The organism is Streptomyces sp. 2131.1, assembly GCF_900105515.1.
Classification (GTDB): Bacteria; Actinomycetota; Actinomycetes; order Streptomycetales; family Streptomycetaceae; genus Streptomyces; species Streptomyces drozdowiczii.
The window spans coordinates 3,653,016-3,674,459 of the sequence record NZ_FNSY01000001.1 but is presented as its reverse complement, the minus strand read 5'-3'; the positions used below and the strand labels follow the sequence as shown (position 1 = coordinate 3,674,459).

Sequence of the window (21,444 nt, the reverse complement as noted above, 5' to 3'; positions counted from 1 at the left end):
CCTCACTCCTCCGGGCCGGGCCCCTTCCCGCGCAGCCGGTCCATCTCGCGCCGGTCCCGCTTGGTCGGGCGGCCCGCGCCCCGGTCCCGGACCGGCACCTGGATCGCGGCCTCGCGGGGCGGCGGGGGCGGGCTGTTGTCGACGAAGCACTCGACGGCCACGGGCGGCCCGACCCGCTTCTTCACCAGCTTCGACACGACGACGATCCGGTCCCGGCCCGCGTGCCGCAGCCGTACCTCGTCACCGACGCGCACCGGCTGCGCGGGCTTGGCGCGTTCGCCGGCGACCTTCACATGACCCGCACGGCAGGCGGCAGCGGCCTGCGCACGGGTCTTCGTGAGCCGGACCGACCAGATCCAGACATCGACCCGGACGCTGCCCTCCGTCTGCGGAGCCTCACCGGAAACCATGCGTCCGACTGTATGCCGTACGGCGGGACGGTACGGCCCCGCGTCAACTCGGCGCCCCTGCGGCGCAGGTGAAGTGCGGGTGCGGTGAACGTCCGTACGGGCGCCCGGGACTCGGTCAGGGCTCGGTTGCGGCTCAGTTGTCCCACAGGCGGGACATGCCGCCGACAGGCCTGATCCGGCCGCTAACCTTACGTATCCGCCCTGGCCAGGGATCAATTCCCGCAGTACGGACATTCATCGCACCCAACTCACGCGAAAGGCCTCGCCCATGGGCATTCGGAGCTTGCTGCGCAAGGTGTTCGGCCGTGACCGCACGGAACTGGACGAGCCGACGACGGCCACGGTCCCGCCCCAGGGCGAGCGCTCCGTGCCCGCGGAGTCCGAGTCGGTCGCGGTGGACGAGCCCGCAGCGGACGGCGAACAGCCCGTCAGGATCTCGGTACCGGCCCCCGCGACCTCGGACGAGGACGCCAAGGCGTCCGACCTGGTGGCCGCGGCCTTCGACAACCCGGTCACGCCGACGGTCCCGGCCCAGGGGCAGGGGCCGCGAGGGGCCGCCGAGGCCGCCGAGCCGGACGCGGTGGCCGCTGTGGAACCGGACGCGTCCGCTGCGCCCGGGGTCCCGGAGCCGGTCGCGGAGACCGTCGCGCCCGAACCGGCCGCGCCCGTCGCGGATTCCGAGGCGCCGGAGCCGGCTGCCGAGGCCGTCGAGCCCGAGCCTGTCGTCGCACCCGCCGCCACGCCGGCCCCCGAGCCCGAGGCCGCCGTCGCCCCCGAGCCCGTCGCGGCCCCGGAGCCGGTCACCGCTTCGGAGACCCCCGAGCCCGAGCCGGTCGTCGCGAGCGAGACGCCGGTGCCCGCGCCGGTCGCCGAGCCCGCGCCCGTAGCGGCCCCCGAGCCGGAGGCCGTGGTCGAGCCGGAGCCGGTCGCAGCCCCCGAATCGAAGGCCGCCGTCGCACCGGAGCCGGTCGCGGCCCCCGAGCCCGAGGCCGCCGTCGCGCCCGAGCCGGTCGCGGCCCCCGCCGCTCCCTCCGCGATCATCATCGACATGGACCCGGAGCCCGACCCGGAACCCCTCCAGGCGGCCCCGGCCGCCACCGCCGCCAACGCCGTCACCACCGGAAAGCCCGCCCTCGGCCTCGCCAAGGTGAAGGCACGCGCGCCCGAGCTGGCCGGGGCGTACAAGGCCGCGCAGGCCGCACTCAAGGCGCACGGGCTGACCGGGCTGCGGGCCACGGTCTACCTGGTCCTGGACCGTTCCGGTTCCATGCGTCCGTTCTACAAGGACGGCAGCGCCCAGCACCTGGGCGACCGCACGCTCGCGCTCGCCGCGCACCTCGACGAGAGCGCCACCGTGCGGGTCGTGTTCTTCTCGACCGACATCGACGGCACCGGCACGGTGGAGCTGGACGGCCACGAGGGCCGGATCGACGAGCTGAACGCGGGCCTCGGCCGCCTCGGCCGGACGAACTACCACCGCGCGGTCGAGGAGGTCGTCGCGCACTACGAGGCGTCCGGATCGACCGGTCCGGCGCTGGTGGTCTTCCAGACGGACGGACCGCCGGACGTCCGCCAGGCAGCCCGTCAGGCGATCGACGAGGCGGCCCGGCTGCCGCTGTTCTTCCAGTTCGTCGCGTTCGGCGAGAAGGACGGCAAGGGCTTCGACTTCCTGCGGAAGCTGGACGCCCCGAACACCGGCTTCCTCCACGCGGGCCCCGCCCCCCGCGAGGTCCCGGACACCGCGTTCTACCGCGAGCTGCTCGCGGCGCTCCCCGCGTGGGTGGCCGCGCGTTCCTGAACCGCCGGCAGGCGTACGGTCACGGCGAGCCCGCCCCCTGGGCCCGGCACCGCCGTGACCGTACCGTCGTGGGCCAGCGCGATGGACCGCACGATGGACAGGCCGAGCCCCGAGCCCGGCCCCATCCGGTCCTTGCCCTCGCCCCGCCGGAACGGCTCGAACAGCCCGGGGACGTCCGCCGCGTCCACCACGGGCCCCGTGTTGCGGACCTCCAGGAGGACCCCGCCGCCGGCCGGGACCACCGACACGTCGACGCTCCCGCCGGGCACGTTGTACGTCACCGCGTTGGCCAGCAGGTTCGACACCAGCTGGGCCAGCAGCAGCCGGTTCCCGCGCACCTGACAGGGCCGGGTGTCCAGCCGGACGCCCCGGTGCCCGGCCGCTTCCTCGGCCGCCACCCGGGCCAGGTCCACCGGCTCCCGCTCGCTCCTGGCCAGCCCCCGCTCGCTGCGCGCCAGGACGAGCAGCCCCTCGATGAGCCGTTCGCTGCGGCGGTTGTTGTCCAGCAGGGTCTGCCGGGTGCGGACGAGGTCGTCGGGCGTCGGGTCGTCCAGACCGATCTGGATCGCGGCGCGCTGGGTGGCCAGCGGGGTGCGCAGCTCGTGCGAGGCGTTGGCGATGAACCGCCTCTGGCTGTCGAAGGCCCGCTCCAGCCGGGCGAGCAGCGCGTCGAGCGTGTCGCCGAGCTCCTTCAGCTCGTCGTCGGGCCCGCCGGCGGCGATCCGCTCGTGGAGGGTGTGCTCGGAGAGCTGGCGGGCCTTGGCGGTCATGGTGTGGACGGGCCGCAGGACCCGCCCCGCCGTCCACCAGCCGACGCCCACCGCGCACGCCGTCATCACCAGCAGGGCGGCGGCCGACCAGATGAGCAGCTGGTGGCCCGCCGCGTCGCTGACGTGGTCGGTGAGGTCGTAGACGGTCGGCGGACCGAGGCGGCGGCGACTGACGAGCGGACCGTTGACCGCGTAGCCGGGCTGGACCACGACGGCGGTCTCCGCGATGGCGCGGGCCTGCGAGTCCGTACCGGCGCGGGAGGCCAGGTTGACGGTGGCGAGCAGGGCCGTACCGAGGATCAGGAAGACCCCGCCGTAGACGAGGGCGATGCGGGTCCTGATCGTGGAGTGCGGCAGCAGGGGCGGACGCTTCACAGGGCGTACCCCACGCCCTGGACGGTCCGGATCACGGCGGGCTCGCCGAGCTTGCCGCGCAGCTTGCTCATGCAGACCCGGACGGCGCCCGTGAAGGGGTCGGCGTTGGCGTCCCAGGCCCGCTCCAGCAGCTCCTCCGCGCTGACCGTGCCGCCGTCCGCCTCCAGGAGGAGCTGGAGCACGGTGAACTCCTTCGGCGACAGGTCCAGGTCCCGCCCGTCCCGGGTCGCGGACCGGCGTACGGTGTCGAGCCGGATGCCGTACCGCTCCAGCTGCGGCGGTACGGGCCGGGCGCTGCGCCGCCGCAGGGCGCGTACGCGTGAGACGAGTTCGGGGAACTCGAAGGGCTTGCCCAGGTAGTCGTCGGCGCCCAGGTCGAGCCCGGCGACGCGGTCCTCCATGGACCCGGCGGCCGTCAGCATCAGGATCCTGGTGCGGGAGCCGGAGGCGACGAGTCCGCGCGCCACGTCGTCGCCGTGCACCCGGGGCAGATCGCGGTCGAGGACGACCACGTCGTAGTCGTGCAGTCCGAGGTAGGCCTGGGCGGCGTCACCGCTGTACACCGTGTCGACGGCGAAGCCGGCCCGCCGCAGTCCGGTGGCGACCAGCTCCGCGAGGATCTCCTCGTCCTCGGCGACCAGTACCCGCATCGTGATGTCCCCTGCCTCGTGCATGCGTGTCCACTCCCTCCCAGGATGCGTCCTTGATACGGGAAGGGACGTTTCGCAAAGCTCTCCGGCCCGGGGCGGCTCAGCGGCCCAGCGACTCCGCGTCGCCCATCACGATGACCGGCCGCTGCTCCGGGTCGAGCGCCCCGAGGAGCTCCTTCATCCGGTCCTCGGTGACGGAGACGCAGCCCTGGGTGGGCCCCCCGTGGTCGACGTGCACCCAGATGCCGCCGCCGCGCTCCTCGCCGAGGGGGCGGGTGTGGTCGAGCGGGGAGGTGCCGGGGGCCCGGTTGTAGTCGATGGCGACGACGTAGTCGAAGGAGCCCTCCAGCGGCTCCCCGTGGAACCCCTCGCCGGTCACGGCGAAGTCGGGGCTCAGGTCGTACGGCAGCAGCGCCGTGTCCGGGGGATCGAGGCGACCGCCGGCGGCGGTCAGCGTGAAGACGCCGACGGGTGAGCGCAGATCGCCCTCCCAGTGCTCGCCGGTCCAGCCGTTGAGGGCGTTGTGCGCGGGCCAGGGCCCCAGCGCGGGGCGCCAGCCCGGTCCGGCGGGCCCGTCCAGGGTGTAGAGGACGGCGGTCGACCGGTTGGAGTCCGGCCCCTCACCGGTCACCACGAACGCCTGCCGCGCCGTGGCCGGGATCGCCGCCCGGGTCTTCGGTCCGAGGCCCGGGATCTCCGTGGGCAGCGGCGAGGGCTCGGGCACCGAGGGCGGGACCGGCACCTCGCCCGACGGCGCCCCGGCGGCGGACGCGGCGGCTCCGGGCGGGCCCGGTACGCCCTGGACCGGCGTGTGTTCCGTGGTGGGACCGCTCAGTTCCGTACCGGCGAGGCCGCCCGCACCGCACCCGGCGAGCAGCACGAGCAGGAGCAAGGAGCAGACGACGTGCGGCAGGCGCAGGGGAGCACGCGAAGGGGGCACGGGCACGGAGGGCTCCTCAGCAGTCAATGCGCCGGTGTCGGCCCACCCAGTCATTGCCGCCCGCGCCCTCGCCCAATCCGTGGCACAGCCCATCCGGCCGTAGCTGTTCAGGTGATTCGTGTGCCTATTCGGAACCGGCCGGGGGCCCGTCACGCGAACAGCCCCCGGCCGGAGGTGGCCGGGGGCTGTTTCACGTGAAACAGGTGGAACTACTTCTGCGCGTCCTTCGCCGGCGCGGCCGGCTTGCGGAGCTGGATGTTCAGCTCGCGGAGGCGGGTCTCCTCCAGGACGGTGGGCGCGCCCATCATCAGATCCTGGGCGTTGCCGTTGAGCGGGAAGGCGATGGTCTCGCGGATGTTGGGCTCGTCGGCCAGCAGCATCACGATGCGGTCGACGCCCGGGGCGATGCCGCCGTGCGGCGGGGCGCCGAGGCGGAAGGCCTTGAGCATGCCCGCGAACTCCTTCTCGACCGTCTCGCGGTCGTAGCCGGCGATCTCGAAGGCCTTGATCATCAGCTCGGGCTCGTGGTTCCGGATGGCGCCGGAGGACAGCTCGATGCCGTTGCAGACGATGTCGTACTGCCAGGCGAGGATGTCCAGCGGGTCCTTCTCCTCCAGGTCCTTCAGGCCGCCCTGGGGCATCGAGAAGGGGTTGTGGGAGAAGTCGATCTTCCCGGTCTCCTCGTCCTTCTCGTACATCGGGAAGTCGACGACCCAGCAGAACCGGAAGACGCCCTCCTCGAAGTGGCCGGCCCGCTTGGCGGCCTCGACGCGGACGGCGGACATGATCTTGGAGACCTCGTCGAACTCGCCGGCGCCGAAGAAGACGGCGTGGCCCGGGACGAGCGAGAGGCGCTCGGTGAGCGTCTTGACGTCGGTCTCGGTGAGGAACTTGGCGATCGGACCGGCCAGCGTGCCGTCCTCGCCGACGCGGACCCAGGCCAGGCCCTTGGCGCCGTGCTGCACGGCGTAGTCGCCGAGGCCGTCGAAGAACTTGCGGGACTGGCCCGCCGTGTCCGGCACCGGCAGGGCGCGGACGTGCTTGCCGGCGAACGCCTTGAACCCCGAGTCCGCGAAGACGTCGGAGATGTCGACGAGCTCCAGCTTGGCGCGCAGGTCCGGCTTGTCGTTGCCGTACTTCAGCATCGACTCGCGGAACGGGATGCGCGGGAACGGCGAGGTGACGTGGCGGCCGTTGCCGAACTCCTCGAACAGCTCGGTCATGAGCTTCTCGATCGGCTGGAAGACGTCTTCCTGCTCGACGAAGGACATCTCGACGTCGAGCTGGTAGAACTCGCCGGGCGAACGGTCGGCGCGGGCGTCCTCGTCACGGAAGCAGGGCGCGATCTGGAAGTACCGGTCGAAGCCCGAGATCATCAGCAGCTGCTTGAACTGCTGCGGGGCCTGCGGCAGCGCGTAGAACTTGCCGGGGTTCAGCCGGGACGGGACGACGAAGTCACGGGCGCCCTCGGGGGAGGTCGCGGTGAGGATGGGCGTCGCCATCTCGTTGAAGCCGAGGGCGACCATCTTGGACCGGATCGAGGCGATCACGGCGGAGCGCAGCATGATGTTGCGGTGCATGCGCTCGCGGCGCAGGTCCAGGAAGCGGTACTCCAGGCGCCGCTCCTCGTTGACGCCGTCCTCGGCGTTGATCGTGAAGGGCAGCGGGCCGGCCTCGCCCAGCACCTCGACGTCTGAGACCTCGATCTCGATCTCGCCGGTCGGCAGGTCCGGGTTGACGTTCTCGGTGCCGCGCGCGGAGACCTTGCCGTCGATCCGGACGACGGTCTCCTTGGTCAGCTTCGCCAGGGCCTCGTTGCCCGGGGTGCCGGGGCGGGCGACGAGCTGCACCAGGCCGTAGTGGTCGCGCAGATCGATGAAGAGGATGCCGCCCAGGTCTCGGCGATTGTGCAGCCAGCCGCTCAGCCGGACGTCGGTGCCGACGTCAGAGGCGCGGAGCTCGCCGCAGGTGTGGGACCTGTACCGATGCATCGTCGTTCATCCAGTCTTCGCGGTTGGGGGCTGAATAGCCCTCCCAGGCTACCGCCCGCGACCGGAGGGTTTCATTGTCATTGCCCGCACCAAGATCGTCCGTGGGCCCGCGCCACTGCCTTCCGCCCACATGGCGGTCTAAAGTGGGGCAATGCGCACCGAGGATGTGCTGGCCGCGACCGCGACCGGGCTGTGGCGCTGGGACAACGGAGCCGGGACGGTCACGCTGGACGCGGAGGCCGCCCGTCTGCTGGAGCTCCCCCCGAAGCCCGGTGTCTTCCGCGAGTCGGAGGTTCGCTCCCGCTTCCACCCCGTCGACTGGAACGAGATCGCCGGGGTCATCGGCCTCGCCGTGGCCGAGGGCACCCTCGCCGAGGCGAGGCTGAGGATCGTGGACGACAGCGGCCGGGTACTGCGTACAGTGCGCAGCCGTTCCAAACCCGTCCCCGGTGGTGAGGGCGACGGGGACTACGTGCTGGTCGGCACCCTCCAGGAGGTCGCGGAGCCCCGGCCCGGCGCCGGCGGGTCGGGCACCGCGATCACCGGTGACTGGAGGCGCTCGCGCGAGGCGTTCCTGCTGGACGCGGGACGGGCGCTGGCCGAGGCCGGGTCGACGACGGAGGTCCTGCGGGTCGCGTACTCGCTGTCCATGCCCGGGTTCTCGCCGGACGGCCTCGCGGTCTTCGGTGTCGAGGGCGAGCGGCTGACCATCGTCGGGCAGCACGGGCACTCGCTGAGCGACGAGGGCCCGTTCTCCGACATGCCCCTGGACACGGACTACCCGGCGACCGAGGTCGTACGGACGGGCCGGGCGATCTACCTGCCCACGCCGGACGACTACCGCAGCCGCTACCCGGCCACCTGGCCGATGGCCCGGCAGTTCGGGCGCCGCTCCTGGGCCTTTCTGCCGCTGACCGTCTCCGGGCGCACCATGGGCACCTGGATGGCCGGTTTCCGCCACCCGGTGTCGTTCTCGCCGGACGAGCGGTCCGTGCTGACGACCGTGGCCCGCATGCTCGCCCAGGCGCTGGCCCGGGCCGGCGCCGCCGACACCGAGCGGGAGCTGTCGCTGGGCCTCCAGCGCACGATGATGCCCTCGCTCGGCCCCGGCATCCCGGGAATGACCGTGGCCGCGCGCTATGTGCCGACCGGCGGGGGCCTCCAGGTCGGCGGCGACTGGTACGACCTGATCCCCCTGCCCAGCGGCCGCATCGCCCTCGTCATCGGTGACGTCCAGGGGCACGACGTGCGGGCGGCGGGCCTGATGGGCCAGCTCCGGATCGCCCTGCGCGCGTACGCCTCCGAGGGGCACCGACCCGACGCGGTGCTGGCGCGCGCCTCGCGCTTCCTGTCCGGTCTCACCGCCCCCGGCGATGACGACGAGGGCACGGCGGCCCGCTTCGCGACATGCCTGTACGCGGAGGCCGACCCGGAGTCCGGGGTCCTGGACATCGCGCGGGCGGGCCATCCGGATCCCGTGGTGATGACCGCCGACGGCACCGCCGTCGTCCGGCAGACCGAGGGCGGGCTGCCGCTGGGCGTCGAGGCGGACGCGGACTATCCGACGACCCGGATCGTGATGGAGCCCGGCGAAACGATCATGCTGTGCACGGACGGGCTGATCGAGACCGGCGGCCACGACCTGGCCACCGGCTGGGCCCGGCTCCGGCCGATCCTGGAGCGGCACACCGGCGACCTGGAGAAGCTCGCGGACGCGCTGGTGCAGGCCGTGCACGGGCCCGGCTCGCACTACACGACCGGGCCGCTCGCCGACCGGCGCGAGGACGACGTCGCGGTGCTGCTGCTGCGCCGCGAGGGTTCCGTCGCGCAGCCCTCGGTGTCCCGGCGCACCGCGCTGACCATCGCCCAGGCCGAACCGGAGCGGATCTCGGCGGCCCGGGGGCTGCTGCGGGAGCTGCTGCACGACTGGGCGGACCCCGACCAGGTCGACGCTGCGGTGCTGCTGCTCTCCGAGGTGGCCACGAACGTCCTGGTGCACACGGACGGCGACGCGTTCATGGTCGCCCGGGCGACCGGGTCGCCGGGGGAGCGGTGCCTGCGGGTGGACGTGGCCGACGGCAGCGACGAACTGCCGCACAAGCGCAGGCCCGGGGAGATGGCGTCCAGCGGCCGGGGCCTGGTGCTGATGGAGATGCTCGCGCACAAGTGGGGGGTGGACCCGCGCGGGGCCGGCAAGTCGATCTGGTTCGAGCTGAACGAGGGCGAGGGCGAGCGGCCGGAACCGGCCGCGCCGGACCTGGACGCCTTCGAGGACCTCTGAGGCACCCCCGTAGAGAGGACCTCTGAGGCACCCCCGTAGAACCGTTCAGGCAGGCTCCTCCGGCGTCTCCGCGCCCCCCTTGCGCAGTTCGCCGAGGATGCCGAAGGCCGCCGCGCACAGCGGGACCGCGAGGAGCATGCCGAGGATGCCCGCCACGCTCGCGCCCGCCGTCAGCGCGATCAGGATCATCGCGGGGTGCATCTGGACCGTGCGGCTCTGGATCATCGGCTGGAGGATGTGGCCCTCCAGCACCTGCACGGCGAGTACGACGCCGAGCGCCCAGAGCGCGATGACGAACCCCCGGTCCGCGAGCGCCACCAGGACCGCCACGGCCCCCGAGATGAACGCGCCGAGGTACGGGATGTAGGCGCCGACGAGCACCAGCGCGCCGAGCCCCACCGCGCCCGGCACCTTCAGGATCAGCAGGCCGACCGTGATGCAGACGGCGTCGATCAGGGCGATGAGCGTCGTCCCGCGCATGAAGCCCTCGACGGCCTCGAAGGCCCGCCGGCCCATCGCCTCGACCATGTCCCCGGTACCGCGCGGGGCGATGGTGTGGGCGAGCTTCACGGCCCGGTCGGAGTCGCGCAGGAAGAAGAAGGTCAGCAGCAGCGAGAGGACGGCGGTCGCGACGAGGGAGCCGACGATGCTGATGCCCGTGAGCAGCCCGCCCGCGGCGCTCGCGCCGAACTTCTCGACGAGCTTGCGGCCGTTGGCCTCCAGGTCGTCCACACTCAGGTCGTCCGCGACCTGGAAGTGGTCGACGACCCACTGCCCGGCGTCCTTCAGCGACTGGACGATCTGGTCCCCGGTGTCGACGAGCGCGGCCACGACGATGTAGGCGGCGCCGCCGACCACGGCGAGCAGCAGCGCGCAGGTGACCCCGGCGGCCACCGAGCGGTTCACCCCGTGGTTCGTCATCCGGCGGTGGACCGGGCCGAGCAGCGCCGTACCGAGCAGCGCGAGCAGCACCGGGGTGACGGCGGTCTTGAAGACGACGCACAGCCAGACGGCGACGGCGGCGACACCGGTGACCAGCAGGACGACACCGCACCAGGCGGCCGTCCGGCGTGCCGCGTCGGGCAGGAGTGGCTTCGGGGTCTGCACCCTGCCAGCCGATCACGGCCCGGGGGCGGTGTCCCGCCCGCGCGCGCCGTACGAGTGACGGGGCGTCACACGAGGGCGCGGGCGGCAGGGCCGGGCGCCCGCCGCACGACAGCGGCACGGGCCCGGCCGGCGGATCACATGCCGTGGACGGCGGGGACGGTGCCGAGGCGGCCGGCCTGGAAGTCCTCGAAGGCCTGCTTCAGTTCGGCCTGGCTGTTCATCACGAACGGCCCGTAGTGCGCCATCGGCTCCCGGATGGGACGGCCGCCGAGCAGGACGACCTCCAGGTCCGGGGTGTTGCCGTCCTGCTTCTCGTCCGCGCGCACGGTCAGCGAGGAGCCTGCACCGAAGACGGCGGTCTGGCCCATGTGGACCGGCCGGCGCTCCGCACCGACGGACCCGCGTCCGGCGAGCACGTACGCGAGGCCGTTGAAGTCCTCGCGCCAGGGCAGCGTCACCTCGGCGCCGGGGCGCACGGTGGCGTGGATCATCGTGATCGGGGTGTGTGTGATGCCGGGGCCCTCGTGGCCGTCGAGCTCACCGGCGATGACGCGGAGCAGCGCGCCGCCGTCCGGGGAGGCGAGCAGCTGGACCTGGCCGCCGCGGATGTCCTGGTAGCGCGGGTCCATCATCTTGTCGGCCTTGGGAAGGTTCACCCAGAGCTGGAGGCCGTGGAAGAGGCCGCCCGACATGACCAGGGACTCCGGCGGCGCCTCGATGTGGAGCAGCCCGCTGCCCGCAGTCATCCACTGGGTGTCACCGTTCTGGATGGTGCCGCCGCCCCCGTTGGAGTCGCGGTGGATGAAGGTGCCGTCGATCAGGTACGTCACGGTCTCGAAGCCGCGGTGCGGGTGCCAGGGCGTTCCCTTCGGCTCGCCCGCCGCATACTCCACCTCACCCATCTGGTCCATCATGATGAACGGGTCGAGGTACTTGTAGTTGATCCCCGCGAAGGCGCGGCGGACGGGGAAGCCCTCGCCCTCGAAGCCGCTCGGCGCCGTGGTCACGGCGAGCACGGGACGGGCCGCGGCGTCGCCGGAAGCGGCCACCTTGGGCAGGGTCAGCGGGTTCTCGACGGTCACTGCGGGCATGGGAGCCACCTCCGTGGGGGACTGTGCTGCCATCAATTTAGTTGAATGGTGAACATCCCGCAAGGCGCCATCCATTCCCGCGGCACTCCGGACAGCGAGGAGGGGCCCGTACCGACGGCGGTACGGGCCCCTTCCGGAAGCCTGGGGAGAGCGGGTGGCGGATCAGTCGTCCGCGGCGATGACGTCCAGCCGCCTGCGCGGCAATGGCGTCTAGCCATACATGCGACGCATCGCGAAATCGACCATCTGTTCGACTGCCTTCGCGTCGAAGACCATCCGGTGCTCGCCCTCCATGTCCAGGACGAAGCCGTAGCCGGTGGGCAGCAGGTCGATCACCTCGGCGCCGGTGATCACGAAGTACTTGGACTCCTTGCCCGCGTAGAGCCGCAGCTCCTTGAGCGTGGTGAACATCGGGATCACCGGCTGCTGGGTGTTGTGCAGCGCGAGGAAGCCGGGATTGTCGCCGCGCGGACAGTAGACCTTCGAGGTCGCGAAGATCTGCTGGAAGTCCTCGGCGGCCAGCGAGCCGGTCGTGAAGGCCCGTACCGCGTCGCCCAGCGAGGGCGGCGAGGGTTCGGGATACAGCGGCTGCTCGCCGTAGCCGCCACCCATCGGCTGCTGTGCGCCCTGGTTCTGGTCGTAGCCGTACATGGGGCAAAGAGTAATCGGCCACATGTATGGCTCGGGGGGTTGCGCCTTATTACTGACGGGTAGCATCATCGTAGGGGTCAGCTGATACGTCCGGGCCACCCCTCCACGGGGCGCTGCGCGCCACTGCTATTGATTACGGAGCCTTCCCATGGGGCACTACAAGTCGAATCTCCGCGACATCGAGTTCAACCTCTTCGAGGTGCTCGGACGCGACAAGCTGTACGGCACCGGACCGTTCGCGGAGATGGACGTCGACACCGCGAAGAGCATCCTCGACGAGGTCGCGCGCCTCGCGGAGAACGAGCTCGCCGACTCCTACGCCGACGCCGACCGCAACCCGCCGGTCTTCGACCCGGAGACCAACACCGCCCCGGTCCCGGACACGTTCAAGAAGTCGTACCAGGCCTTCATGGACTCCGAGTACTGGCGCCTCGGCCTGCCCGAGGAGATCGGCGGCACGACCTCGCCCCGCTCCCTGATCTGGGGCTACGCGGAGCTGCTGCTCGGCTCGAACCCGGCCGTCTGGATGTACTCCTCCGGCCCGGCGTTCGCCGGCATCCTCTTCGAGGAGGGCAACGAGGCGCAGAAGAAGATCGCCGAGATCGCCGTCGAGAAGCAGTGGGGCTCGACGATGGTGCTGACCGAGCCGGACGCCGGCTCCGATGTCGGTGCCGGCCGCACCAAGGCTGTCGAACAGGAGGACGGCTCCTGGCACATCGAGGGTGTGAAGCGCTTCATCACCTCGGGCGAGCACGACATGTCCGAGAACATCCTCCACTACGTGCTGGCGCGCCCCGAGGGCGCCGGCCCGGGCACCAAGGGCCTCTCCCTCTTCCTGGTCCCGAAGTACCACTTCGACTGGACCACCGGCGAGCTGGGCGAGCGCAACGGCGTGTACGCGACGAACGTCGAGCACAAGATGGGCCTCAAGGCGTCCAACACCTGCGAGATGACGTTCGGCGACCGCCACCCCGCCAAGGGCTGGCTCATCGGCGACAAGCACGACGGCATCCGCCAGATGTTCCGCATCATCGAGTTCGCCCGCATGATGGTCGGCACGAAGGCCATCGCCACGCTCTCCACGGGTTACCTGAACGCGCTGGAGTACGCCAAGGAGCGCGTCCAGGGCACCGACCTGTCGGAGTTCATGAACAAGACGGCGCCCAAGGTCACCATCACGCACCACCCCGACGTGCGCCGCTCCCTCATGACGCAGAAGGCGTACGCCGAGGGCATGCGCGCCCTCGTCCTCTACACCGCCTCGGTGCAGGACGCGATCCAGGAGAAGGAGGCCGCGGGCGAGGACGCCAAGGCGCTGCACGGCCTCAACGACCTGCTGCTCCCGATCGTCAAGGGCTACGGCTCCGAGAAGTCGTACGAGCAGCTGGCGCAGTCGCTCCAGACGTTCGGCGGCTCCGGGTACCTCCAGGAGTACCCGATCGAGCAGTACATCCGCGACGCCAAGATCGACACCCTGTACGAGGGCACCACGGCCATCCAGGGCCAGGACTTCTTCTTCCGGAAGATCGTCCGCGACCAGGGCGCCTCGCTCAACGCGCTCTCCGAGGAGATCAAGAAGTTCCTCGCGGGCGCCCAGGACAACGAGGAGCTGTCCGGCGCGCTGGACAGCCTCGCGAAGGCCGCGGTGGACCTGGAGGCGATCGTCGGCACGATGATCACCGACCTCACCGCGACCGGCGAGGACGTCAAGAACATCTACAAGGTGGGCCTCAACACCACCCGCCTGCTGCTGGCCTCCGGTGACGTCGTCGTCGGCTACCTGCTGCTCAAGGGCGCGGCCGTGGCCGCCGAGAAGCTGCCGACCGCCTCCGCGAAGGACGTCCCCTTCTACCGGGGCAAGATCGCCGCCGCGAAGTTCTTCGCCGCGAACGTCCTCCCCGGCGTCGGCGCCGAGCGCGCCCTCGCCGAGGCCGTCGACAACTCCCTGATGGAGCTGGACGAGGCCGCGTTCTAGGACGCTCCGCACGATCGAGGACCGCCGCCGCCCGGACCCCCGTCCGGGCGGCGGCGGCCGTACGATGAGCTGTCCGGGCCGGGGGGCGACAGGGAATCCTTTCGGCCACGTCTGGCTACAGTGAAGAACATGAGTTCCTCCCCCCGCTTCGACCGCGGGCACACCGACGATCTGATGGCCTTCCTGATGGCCTCCCCCTCCCCGTACCACGCCGTGGCGAGCGCCGCCGCACGTCTGGAGAAGGCCGGATTCCGGCAGGTGGAGGAGACCGCGGCCTGGGACGGAACCACGGGTGGCCGGTACGTTCTGCGCGGTGGCGCGATCGTCGCCTGGTACGTGCCGGAGGGAGCCGGGGCGCACACCCCGTTCCGGATCGTCGGCGCGCACACCGACTCACCGAACCTCCGGGTCAAGCCGCTGCCCGACAGCGGCGCGTACGGCTGGCGCCAGATCGCCGTGGAGATCTACGGCGGCACCCTGCTCAACACTTGGCTGGATCGCGACCTCGGTCTCGCCGGCCGGATCTCGCTGCGCGACGGCAGCGACCGGCTGGTCTCGATCGACCGGCCGCTGCTGCGCGTACCGCAGCTCGCCGTCCACCTGGACCGGTCGTCCAACACCGACGGGCTCAAGCTGGACCGGCAGAAGCACATGCAGCCGATCTGGGGGCTCGGGGACGTCGAGGAGGGCGACCTCATCCGGTTCGTCGCCGAGGAGGCGGGCGTCGACGCCGAGGACATCACCGGCTGGGACCTGATGCCGCACCCCGTCGAGCCGCCGTCCTACCTGGGCCGCGACCGCGAGCTGGTGGCCGGCCCGCGCATGGACAACCTGCTCTCGGTGCACGCGGCGACCGCCGCGCTGGCCGCCGTCGCCGGACAGCCCGACGCCGAGCTGCCGTACATCCCGGTCATGGCCGCCTTCGACCACGAGGAGAACGGCTCGCAGTCCGACACCGGTGCGGACGGGCCGCTGCTCGGGTCGGTCCTGGAGCGCTCGGTCTTCGCCCGCGGCGGCGGTTACGAGGACCGCGCCCGCGCCTTCGCCGGCACGGTCTGCCTCTCCTCCGACACCGGCCACGCGATCCACCCGAACTACGCGGAGCGCCACGACCCCACGCACCACCCGGTCGTCAACGGCGGACCGATCCTCAAGGTCAACGTCAACATGCGGTACTCGACGGACGGCGCGGGCCGCTCCGTGTTCGCCGCGGCCTGCGAGAAGGCGGGCGTGCCGTGGCAGACGTTCGTCTCCAACAACGCGATGCCCTGCGGCACGACGATCGGCCCGATCACCGCGGCCCGGCACGGCATCAAGACCGTCGACATCGGTGTCGCCATCCTGTCCATGCACAGCGCCCGTGAGCTGTGCGGCGCCGACGACCCGTACCTGCTGGCGAACGCGCTGTCGGCGTTCCTGACGGGCTGATCCCCCGGGCGGGAGGACGCGTCAACCTCCCGCCCAGGCATGCTCGTTGCCGGGCCGGGTACGCGCTCCGTACACGGCCCGGAGGCCCCGGGCCGCCTAGGAGGCGGAACTCATGGGACTCGGCGGATGCATTCTCCTCATCGGGGTGGGGGCCATCCTGGCCTTCGCGACCGACTGGCACATGGACAGCGTCAACGTCGACCTGGTCGGCTGGATCATGATGATCGTCGGCGTCATCGGCGTCTTCGTCTACGCGAGCGTCATCCGGCGCCGCCGCATGGTCGTGCCGCCCACCACGACGGTGGTGTCCGACGACGAACGGCACCTGTGACCGGGCGCGATCCGGCCACACCCCTGAACCACCGCGGCGGAATCCCCGATATTCTGGGCACTTGTCCGTGACCCGGCACCGGGCGCGTCAGACCCGGAAGGGGAGCCGCTCGTGGAGTTCCGGCTGCTCGGCACCGTCTGCGTCGATACGCTGACCGGGCCGCTGCCCCTCGGCCCCGCCAAGCGCCGCAGCCTGCTCGCGGCCCTGCTGCTGCACGCCAACACCCCGGTCTCCATGGCCCGGCTGACGGACTGCCTCTGGGACGACGAACCACCGCTCCACGCCCGCACGGTCATCCAGGGGCACGTCTCCCGGCTCCGCGCCCTGCTGATGGGCGCGGACTCGCAGGCGTACGGGGTCGAGCTGGCGACGCTCGGCGACGCGTACGTGCTGCGGGCGCCGGAGACCCTGCTGGACTCCCAGCGGTTCGAGGAACTGCTGATGCTCGCCCGCGAGCAGCGGGACCCGGCCGACGCGGTGCTGATGCTGAAGGAGGCCCTGTCCCTGTGGCAGGGCCCCGCCCTCACCGGAACCTACGCGAGCGCCCCGCTGCAGGCGGCGGCCCACGCGCTGGAGGAGTCCCGCCTCTCGACGGTCGAACAGCTGGCGCGCGCGTACGGAGAGCTGGGCGAACACCACCGCGCGGCGGCGGTCCTGCGCGCGGAGGCCGTCGCCCACCCCATGCGCGAATCCCTGGCGGCGGGCCTGATGACGGCCCTGTACCTCTCGGGCCGCCAGTCCGAGGCCCTGGACTGGTTCCACCGCACCCGCCGCCTGCTGGCCGACGAACTCGGCATCGACCCGGGCCGGGAGCTGGCCGACGCGTACGCGCGGATCCTGCGGGGGGAGGGGAGCGCGGAGGCGCCCGTCGGAGCGGGTCGCCGGGGCGCACCCGAACACACGGGGTGGCCCGGGGGGCGCGGCGGACCGGGCAGCGAGCCCGGGGGCTCAGTACACGCCCGCGGCGCCGGCGCAGAGAGCGGCACGGAGGACCCGGGTGCGCCTGCGCGCGGGGCCGCCGCTACCGGTGACGCGCCGGCCGGCGGGGCCGGGGCGGTGCCGGCCGGCGGGGCCGGATCCTTCGGCCCCGGAGCGGGGCCGGGCGGCTCGGCCCACGTGCCGGGAGCCGGTACGCGTGGAACGGGCAACCACCCGTCGCCCGCAGGGGCACCCGGCACCGGCGGGGCACCGGCCGACACGTCTGGCTCGGCGGCCGCCACGTCCGGCGGGACGCAGGGCGGCCCTGCCGCACCGCACCTGTCCGACAGGCCGCAGGCCGTCGCGCCCCGGGCGGCCGTCCTGGCCACGCACGCCCCGCCCTCCCCCTACACCGCATCCGCGCCCGCCGCCGATCTGCTACCCCGTGCGCCGCGCGGGTTCCACGGGCGCGGGGCCGAACTGACCGCGCTCTCGCGGGCCGCGGCCGGGGAGGCCCCCGTCTGCCTGGTCACCGGCCCTGCCGGGGTAGGGAAGACGGCGCTGGCGCTGCACTGGGCCCGGCGGACCCCCGCCGCGTTCCCGGACGGGCGGCTCTTCGCGGACCTGCGCGGGTTCGGGGACGGCGCCGAGCCGACCCCGCTCGAAGTGCTGCGGGAGTTCCTGCTCGCGCTCGGCGTCGCGCCCCGCCGGGTACCGGAGTCCGTGGCGGGCGCGGCGGCCCTGTTCCGCTCGCTGACCGACCGGCTCAGCCTCCTCGTCGTCCTCGACAACGCCCGCGACTCCGCCCAGGTCAGGCCGCTGCTGCCGGGCGGAGCGGACTGCGTCACGCTGGTCACCAGCAGGCGCCGGCTCGAAGGGCTCATCGCCTCGGACGCCGCCGTCCCGGTCCCCCTGGACATACTCGAACCGCCGGACGGCACCGCGCTGCTGGCCGGTGTCCTCGGCGAGGAAAGGGTCCTCGCCGAACCGGTGGCGGCCCGGCGGCTCGCCGAACTGTGCGGCGGACTGCCCCTCGCCCTGCGGGTCACGGCCGCCCGGCTGGCCGGCCGCCCGCAGTGGACGCTGGCCGCCATGGCCGACGAACTCGCGGACGAGCGCAGCCGGCTGTCCTACCTGGACGTGGAGGACACCGGTGTCTCCGCCGCCCTGCGGCTCACCGTGCAGCAGCTGCCGCCGGACGCCGTCCACCACCTGGCCCGGCTCGGCCACCACCCGGGCGGCCACTTCGACCCGTACACCGCCGCCGCGCTCGCAGGCAGCGACCCGGTCGCCGGCGGGGCCGCGCTGGAACGGCTCGCCGCCGCCCATCTGGTCTCGGAGGCCGGGCCCGGGCGCTGGATACTCCACGACCTGGTGCGGCTGTACGCGCGCGGGCTCGACCCGGCGGCCGGGCCGGACGCGCTCATCGGGGTGCTCGACCACTACATCGCCACCGCGCTCGCCGCCGCCGACACGGCGGAACCGGGCGGCGAGCCCTGCTTCGTGCTGCCCGACGACTTCCGCGCGCCCGCCGCGACCCGGGACTTCACGGACCGGGCGACGGCGATGAGCTGGCTGGCCGCCGAACGCGAGGACCTGACCCTGGCCGCCGCGGCCGCCCGGTCCGCGGGGCTCGACGACCGCGCCTGGCGGATCATCCTGCTCCAGTGGCCGCACGTGGTGTGGCGGGTGCGGGACGGCTGGACCCCGATGCTGGAGCTCGCCCTGGCGGCGGCCGTCGCCCGCGAGGACCCGTACGCCGAGTCCCGGGTCCGCAATCTGCTCGGCTGGGTCCTGACGGAGGAGGGCAGGACCAGCGAGGCCGTCGCCATGCTCGAACCCTCGCCCGGCCTCGCCCGGCGCGCCGACGACCGGCTCGGCGAGGCGACCGCGCTGATCAACCTGGCCATCGTGCAGGCCGAGCAGGGGGGCCTGCGCGAGGCGATGGAGGGCTGCGAGCGCGCCCGCGCACTGGCCGCGAAGGAGCCCGACGCCCACACGGAGATGCTCGCGCTCCAGCACCTGGCCCGGATGCAGCTCGCGGCGGGCCGCCCGCAGGACGCCCTGGACTCCGCCCGCACCGCGTTCGACCTCGGCCCCGAGCACGAGGAGGCGGCCCGCCGGGTGCTGCTGCTGTCCGTCAGCGGCGAGGCCCGCCTGGCCCTCGGCGCGGAGGAGGAGGGCATCCGCCTTCTGGACCAGGCCGCCACGGAGGCGGAGGCCGCAGGCTACGACGAGGGCGCGGTCCGCGCCCTGGAGGCGCTGCTCCGGGTCACGGCGGGCCCGGACTACGTACGCCGCCACGCCGAGGCCGCCCGCCGCCTCACGGCGGACGGCTGAGGCCCTAGGCGTCCATCCCGGCCAGCACCAGCGGCAGCCGCCCCGCCCCGCCATCCACCACACGGACCGGGACGCCCCAGTCCTGCTGGTGGACGTGGCACGCCGGGTACTCGTTCGCCGGGTCGTCGTCGCAGGACGCGGCCATCGCGGAGACGTGCAGGACGCCCTCGGTGACACCGTCCGCGAGGACCAGGTCACGGAAGAGGTCGGTGCCCGCGCCCTCGCCCTGGGCCAGCAGCTCGGGCGGGGTCGAGGAGACCAGCAGGCGGGTCGACGGACCGTACCGGGTGTCCAGCTTCTGCCCGGCCGGAGCCTGGAAGACGACGTCGAGCCGGAGCGCGCCGGGGGCGATCTCGGTGGCCGCCCGCTGCGTGCGGTGCGCCTGCTCGGCGACGCGTACCGCCTCCTCGGGCAGCCGCAGCCGGGTCAGCCGGTGCCGGGCGGACTCGACGACGACCAGGTCGCCGTCGACCAGCACGGCGTCGCTGGGCTCCCGCAGGTCCGTGGCGAGGGTGGTGACCTCGCCGCTCGCCGGGTCGTAGCGGCGCAGTGCGTGGTTGTAGGTGTCGCAGACGGCCACGGACCCGTCGGGCAGGGCGGTCACACCCAGCGGGTGCTGGAGCAGGGCCTGCTCGGCGGCTCCGTCCCGGTGGCCGAAGTCGAAGAGGCCGGTGCCGACGGCGGTGTGCACGGCACCCTCGTGGTCGACCCAGCGCAGCGCCGACGTCTCGGAGTCCGCGACCCACAGCCGCTCCTCGGTCGCGGCGAGCCCGGACGGCTGGGCGAACCACGCCTCGTCGCCGGGCCCGTCGACCAGGCCCTCGTTGGTGGTCCCGGCCGAGACCCGCACGGCGTCGTCCTCGGGGTCGTACGTCCACAACTGGTGCACGCCGGCCATGGCGATCCAGAGCCGCCCGTCGAACCAGGCGACGTCCCACGGCGAGGAGAGGTCGACCTCGCGGGCCGGGCCGCTGGTGGGCGCCCCCTGCCACCACTGGCGGCCTGTCCCGGCGAGGGTGGTCGTGGCCCCGGTCGTGAGGTCGAGCGCACGGATGGCGTGGTTGACCGTGTCGGCGACCGCGATCCGCCCGTCGGGCAGCAGGGCGAGGCCCTGCGGTTCGCTGAACCGGACCTCGTCGGGCCCGCCGTCGGCGAACCCGCGCTCCCCCCTCCCGAAGTGCCTGCGGACGGTCTCGCCGTCCGGGTCGAGCTCGACCAGGCGGTGCCGGGTGGTGTCGGAGACCAGGAAGCCGCCGTCGGCCAGGAGCAGCGCCTTGCCGGGGAAGCGCAGGTGCGTGGCCACCGGCTCCGGCGCCACGTAGGGCCCGTCCCCGCGCCGCAGGGTGCCCTTCGCCGCGTGCTCCGCCTCCAGCTCCTCGACCAGCTTCTCGATGGCGTGGGCGTGCCCCTCACCGGCGTGCTGGGCGACGACGTAGCCCTCGGGGTCGATGACGACGAGCGTGGGCCAGGCGCGTACGGCGTACTGCTTCCAGGTGGCCAGCTCGGGGTCGTCGAGCACCGGGTGGTGCACCTCGTACCGCTCCACCGCGTCGACGACCGCCTGGTGCTCCGCCTCGTGGACGAACTTCGGCGAGTGCACCCCGATGATCACGACGGTGTCGCGGTGCTTCTCCTCCAGCTCGCGCAGCTCGTCGAGAACATGCAGGCAGTTCACGCAGCAGAAGGTCCAGAAGTCGAGGATCACAATGCGTCCTCGCAGGTCGGCGAGGGTGTATTGCCGGTCGCCTGTATTGAGCCAGCCGCCCTTGCCGATGAGTTCGGGGGCCCTGACGCGCGCACGTGTTGCCATGAGACCAGTCAACATCACCGTGGCGTCCCCGCATTCCACAGGTGCCTCGGGGAACCTGTGAGCCATGAGACTTCTCGTGCGCGAGCGCATTTTCGGCATCGGTGACGACTACTGGATCGAGGACGCGGACGGCCACAAGGTCTTCCTCGTCGACGGCAAGGCCATGCGGGTGCGGGACACCTTCGAGCTGAAGGACGCGCAGGGCCGGATCCTCGTCGAGATCCGTCAGAAGCTGCTCAGCCTGCGCGACACGATGCTGATCGAACGGGACGGCGAACAGCTCGCCAAGGTCAAGAAGAAGCATCTGTCGCTGCTCCGCAACCACTACCGCGTGACCCTGGCGGACGGCACCGAGCTGGACGTCAGCGGCAAGATCCTGGACCGCGAGTTCGCCATCGACTACGACGGCGAACTCCTGGCCCAGATCTCCCGTCGCTGGCTGTCCATCCGGGACACGTACGGCATCGACATCGTGCGGGACGACGCCGACGCGTCCCTGCTGATCGCGGTCGCGGTGTGCGTGATCGTACTCGCGGAGAAGGACCACGACGACTGACCGCGCCACGCACGCCGAAGGG

Annotated in this window: 16 protein-coding genes; 7 read left to right on the top strand and 9 right to left on the bottom strand. The window is 72.6% G+C overall.

Translation table 11 applies throughout. The features are described from left to right. Positions 1-2: 2 nt before the first annotated feature. On the bottom strand, positions 3-410 hold the full coding sequence (locus tag BLW14_RS16395; protein WP_093708012.1) for an RNA-binding S4 domain-containing protein: 408 nt from the start codon (positions 408-410) through the stop codon (positions 3-5). A 268-nt stretch (positions 411-678) separates the two neighbouring features. Here BLW14_RS16395 and BLW14_RS16390 point away from each other — a divergent pair, with 268 nt between their 5' ends. Then, positions 679-2,208, top strand: coding sequence for a VWA domain-containing protein (locus BLW14_RS16390; protein WP_177153998.1), 1,530 nt, complete (start codon positions 679-681; stop codon positions 2,206-2,208). On the opposite strand, the gene BLW14_RS16385 is transcribed toward BLW14_RS16390, so the two are convergent. From BLW14_RS16385 to aspS, 4 genes are all read right to left on the bottom strand, one after another. Further along, positions 2,157-3,353, bottom strand: coding sequence for a sensor histidine kinase (locus tag BLW14_RS16385; protein WP_093708010.1), 1,197 nt, complete (start codon positions 3,351-3,353; stop codon positions 2,157-2,159). The genes BLW14_RS16390 and BLW14_RS16385 overlap by 52 nt on opposite strands. After that, on the bottom strand, positions 3,350-4,003 hold the full coding sequence (locus BLW14_RS16380) for a response regulator transcription factor (protein WP_191134337.1): 654 nt from the start codon (positions 4,001-4,003) through the stop codon (positions 3,350-3,352). Before BLW14_RS16380 ends, BLW14_RS16385 begins: the two co-directional genes overlap by 4 nt. A 100-nt stretch (positions 4,004-4,103) precedes the next feature. After that, positions 4,104-4,949 carry a hypothetical protein gene (locus BLW14_RS16375; RefSeq protein WP_093708008.1) on the bottom strand — a complete coding sequence of 282 codons (846 nt, stop codon included), beginning with the start codon at positions 4,947-4,949 and terminating at the stop codon, positions 4,104-4,106. Between the two features lie 203 nt (positions 4,950-5,152). Beyond that, on the bottom strand, positions 5,153-6,934 hold the full coding sequence (gene aspS / locus BLW14_RS16370) for an aspartate--tRNA ligase (protein WP_093708007.1): 1,782 nt from the start codon (positions 6,932-6,934) through the stop codon (positions 5,153-5,155). A 151-nt stretch (positions 6,935-7,085) separates the two neighbouring features. Here aspS and BLW14_RS16365 point away from each other — a divergent pair, with 151 nt between their 5' ends. Next, complete coding sequence (locus BLW14_RS16365) at positions 7,086-9,215, top strand: ATP-binding SpoIIE family protein phosphatase (protein WP_093708006.1); 2,130 nt, start codon at positions 7,086-7,088, stop codon at positions 9,213-9,215. A gap of 45 nt (positions 9,216-9,260) precedes the next feature. Here the strand turns inward: BLW14_RS16365 and BLW14_RS16360 are convergent, their stop codons facing one another. The 3 genes from BLW14_RS16360 to BLW14_RS16350 all read right to left on the bottom strand — a co-directional run bounded on the left by BLW14_RS16360 (position 9,261) and on the right by BLW14_RS16350 (position 12,064). After that, entirely contained in the window at positions 9,261-10,322 is a 1,062-nt protein-coding gene (locus BLW14_RS16360) for an AI-2E family transporter (protein ID WP_093708005.1), read from the bottom strand. A 134-nt stretch (positions 10,323-10,456) separates the two neighbouring features. Then, on the bottom strand, positions 10,457-11,413 hold the full coding sequence (locus BLW14_RS16355; protein ID WP_093708004.1) for a pirin family protein: 957 nt from the start codon (positions 11,411-11,413) through the stop codon (positions 10,457-10,459). Between the two features lie 210 nt (positions 11,414-11,623). Beyond that, positions 11,624-12,064 (bottom strand): SseB family protein, encoded by a 441-nt coding sequence (locus BLW14_RS16350; protein WP_018522179.1) that lies wholly within the window; start codon positions 12,062-12,064, stop codon positions 11,624-11,626. A gap of 148 nt (positions 12,065-12,212) precedes the next feature. Here BLW14_RS16350 and BLW14_RS16345 point away from each other — a divergent pair, with 148 nt between their 5' ends. The 4 genes from BLW14_RS16345 (at position 12,213) to BLW14_RS16330 (ending at position 19,056) form a co-directional block, all read left to right on the top strand. Continuing rightward, positions 12,213-14,039 carry an acyl-CoA dehydrogenase gene (locus BLW14_RS16345; RefSeq protein WP_093708003.1) on the top strand — a complete coding sequence of 609 codons (1,827 nt, stop codon included), beginning with the start codon at positions 12,213-12,215 and terminating at the stop codon, positions 14,037-14,039. A 129-nt stretch (positions 14,040-14,168) separates the two neighbouring features. Next, positions 14,169-15,467 (top strand): M18 family aminopeptidase, encoded by a 1,299-nt coding sequence (locus BLW14_RS16340; RefSeq protein WP_093710752.1) that lies wholly within the window; start codon positions 14,169-14,171, stop codon positions 15,465-15,467. 112 nt (positions 15,468-15,579) lie between these two features. Beyond that, complete coding sequence (locus BLW14_RS16335; protein ID WP_073966566.1) at positions 15,580-15,798, top strand: DUF6458 family protein; 219 nt, start codon at positions 15,580-15,582, stop codon at positions 15,796-15,798. A gap of 111 nt (positions 15,799-15,909) precedes the next feature. Next, entirely contained in the window at positions 15,910-19,056 is a 3,147-nt protein-coding gene (locus BLW14_RS16330; protein WP_093708002.1) for an AfsR/SARP family transcriptional regulator, read from the top strand. A gap of 4 nt (positions 19,057-19,060) precedes the next feature. Here the strand turns inward: BLW14_RS16330 and BLW14_RS16325 are convergent, their stop codons facing one another. Beyond that, positions 19,061-20,866: an NHL domain-containing thioredoxin family protein gene (locus BLW14_RS16325; protein WP_093708001.1), complete on the bottom strand. Its 1,806-nt coding sequence runs from the start codon at positions 20,864-20,866 to the stop codon at positions 19,061-19,063. 64 nt (positions 20,867-20,930) lie between these two features. On the opposite strand from BLW14_RS16325, the gene BLW14_RS16320 reads away from it, so the two are divergent. Continuing rightward, positions 20,931-21,422 carry an LURP-one-related/scramblase family protein gene (locus BLW14_RS16320; protein ID WP_026243016.1) on the top strand — a complete coding sequence of 164 codons (492 nt, stop codon included), beginning with the start codon at positions 20,931-20,933 and terminating at the stop codon, positions 21,420-21,422. Positions 21,423-21,444 lie beyond the last annotated feature (22 nt).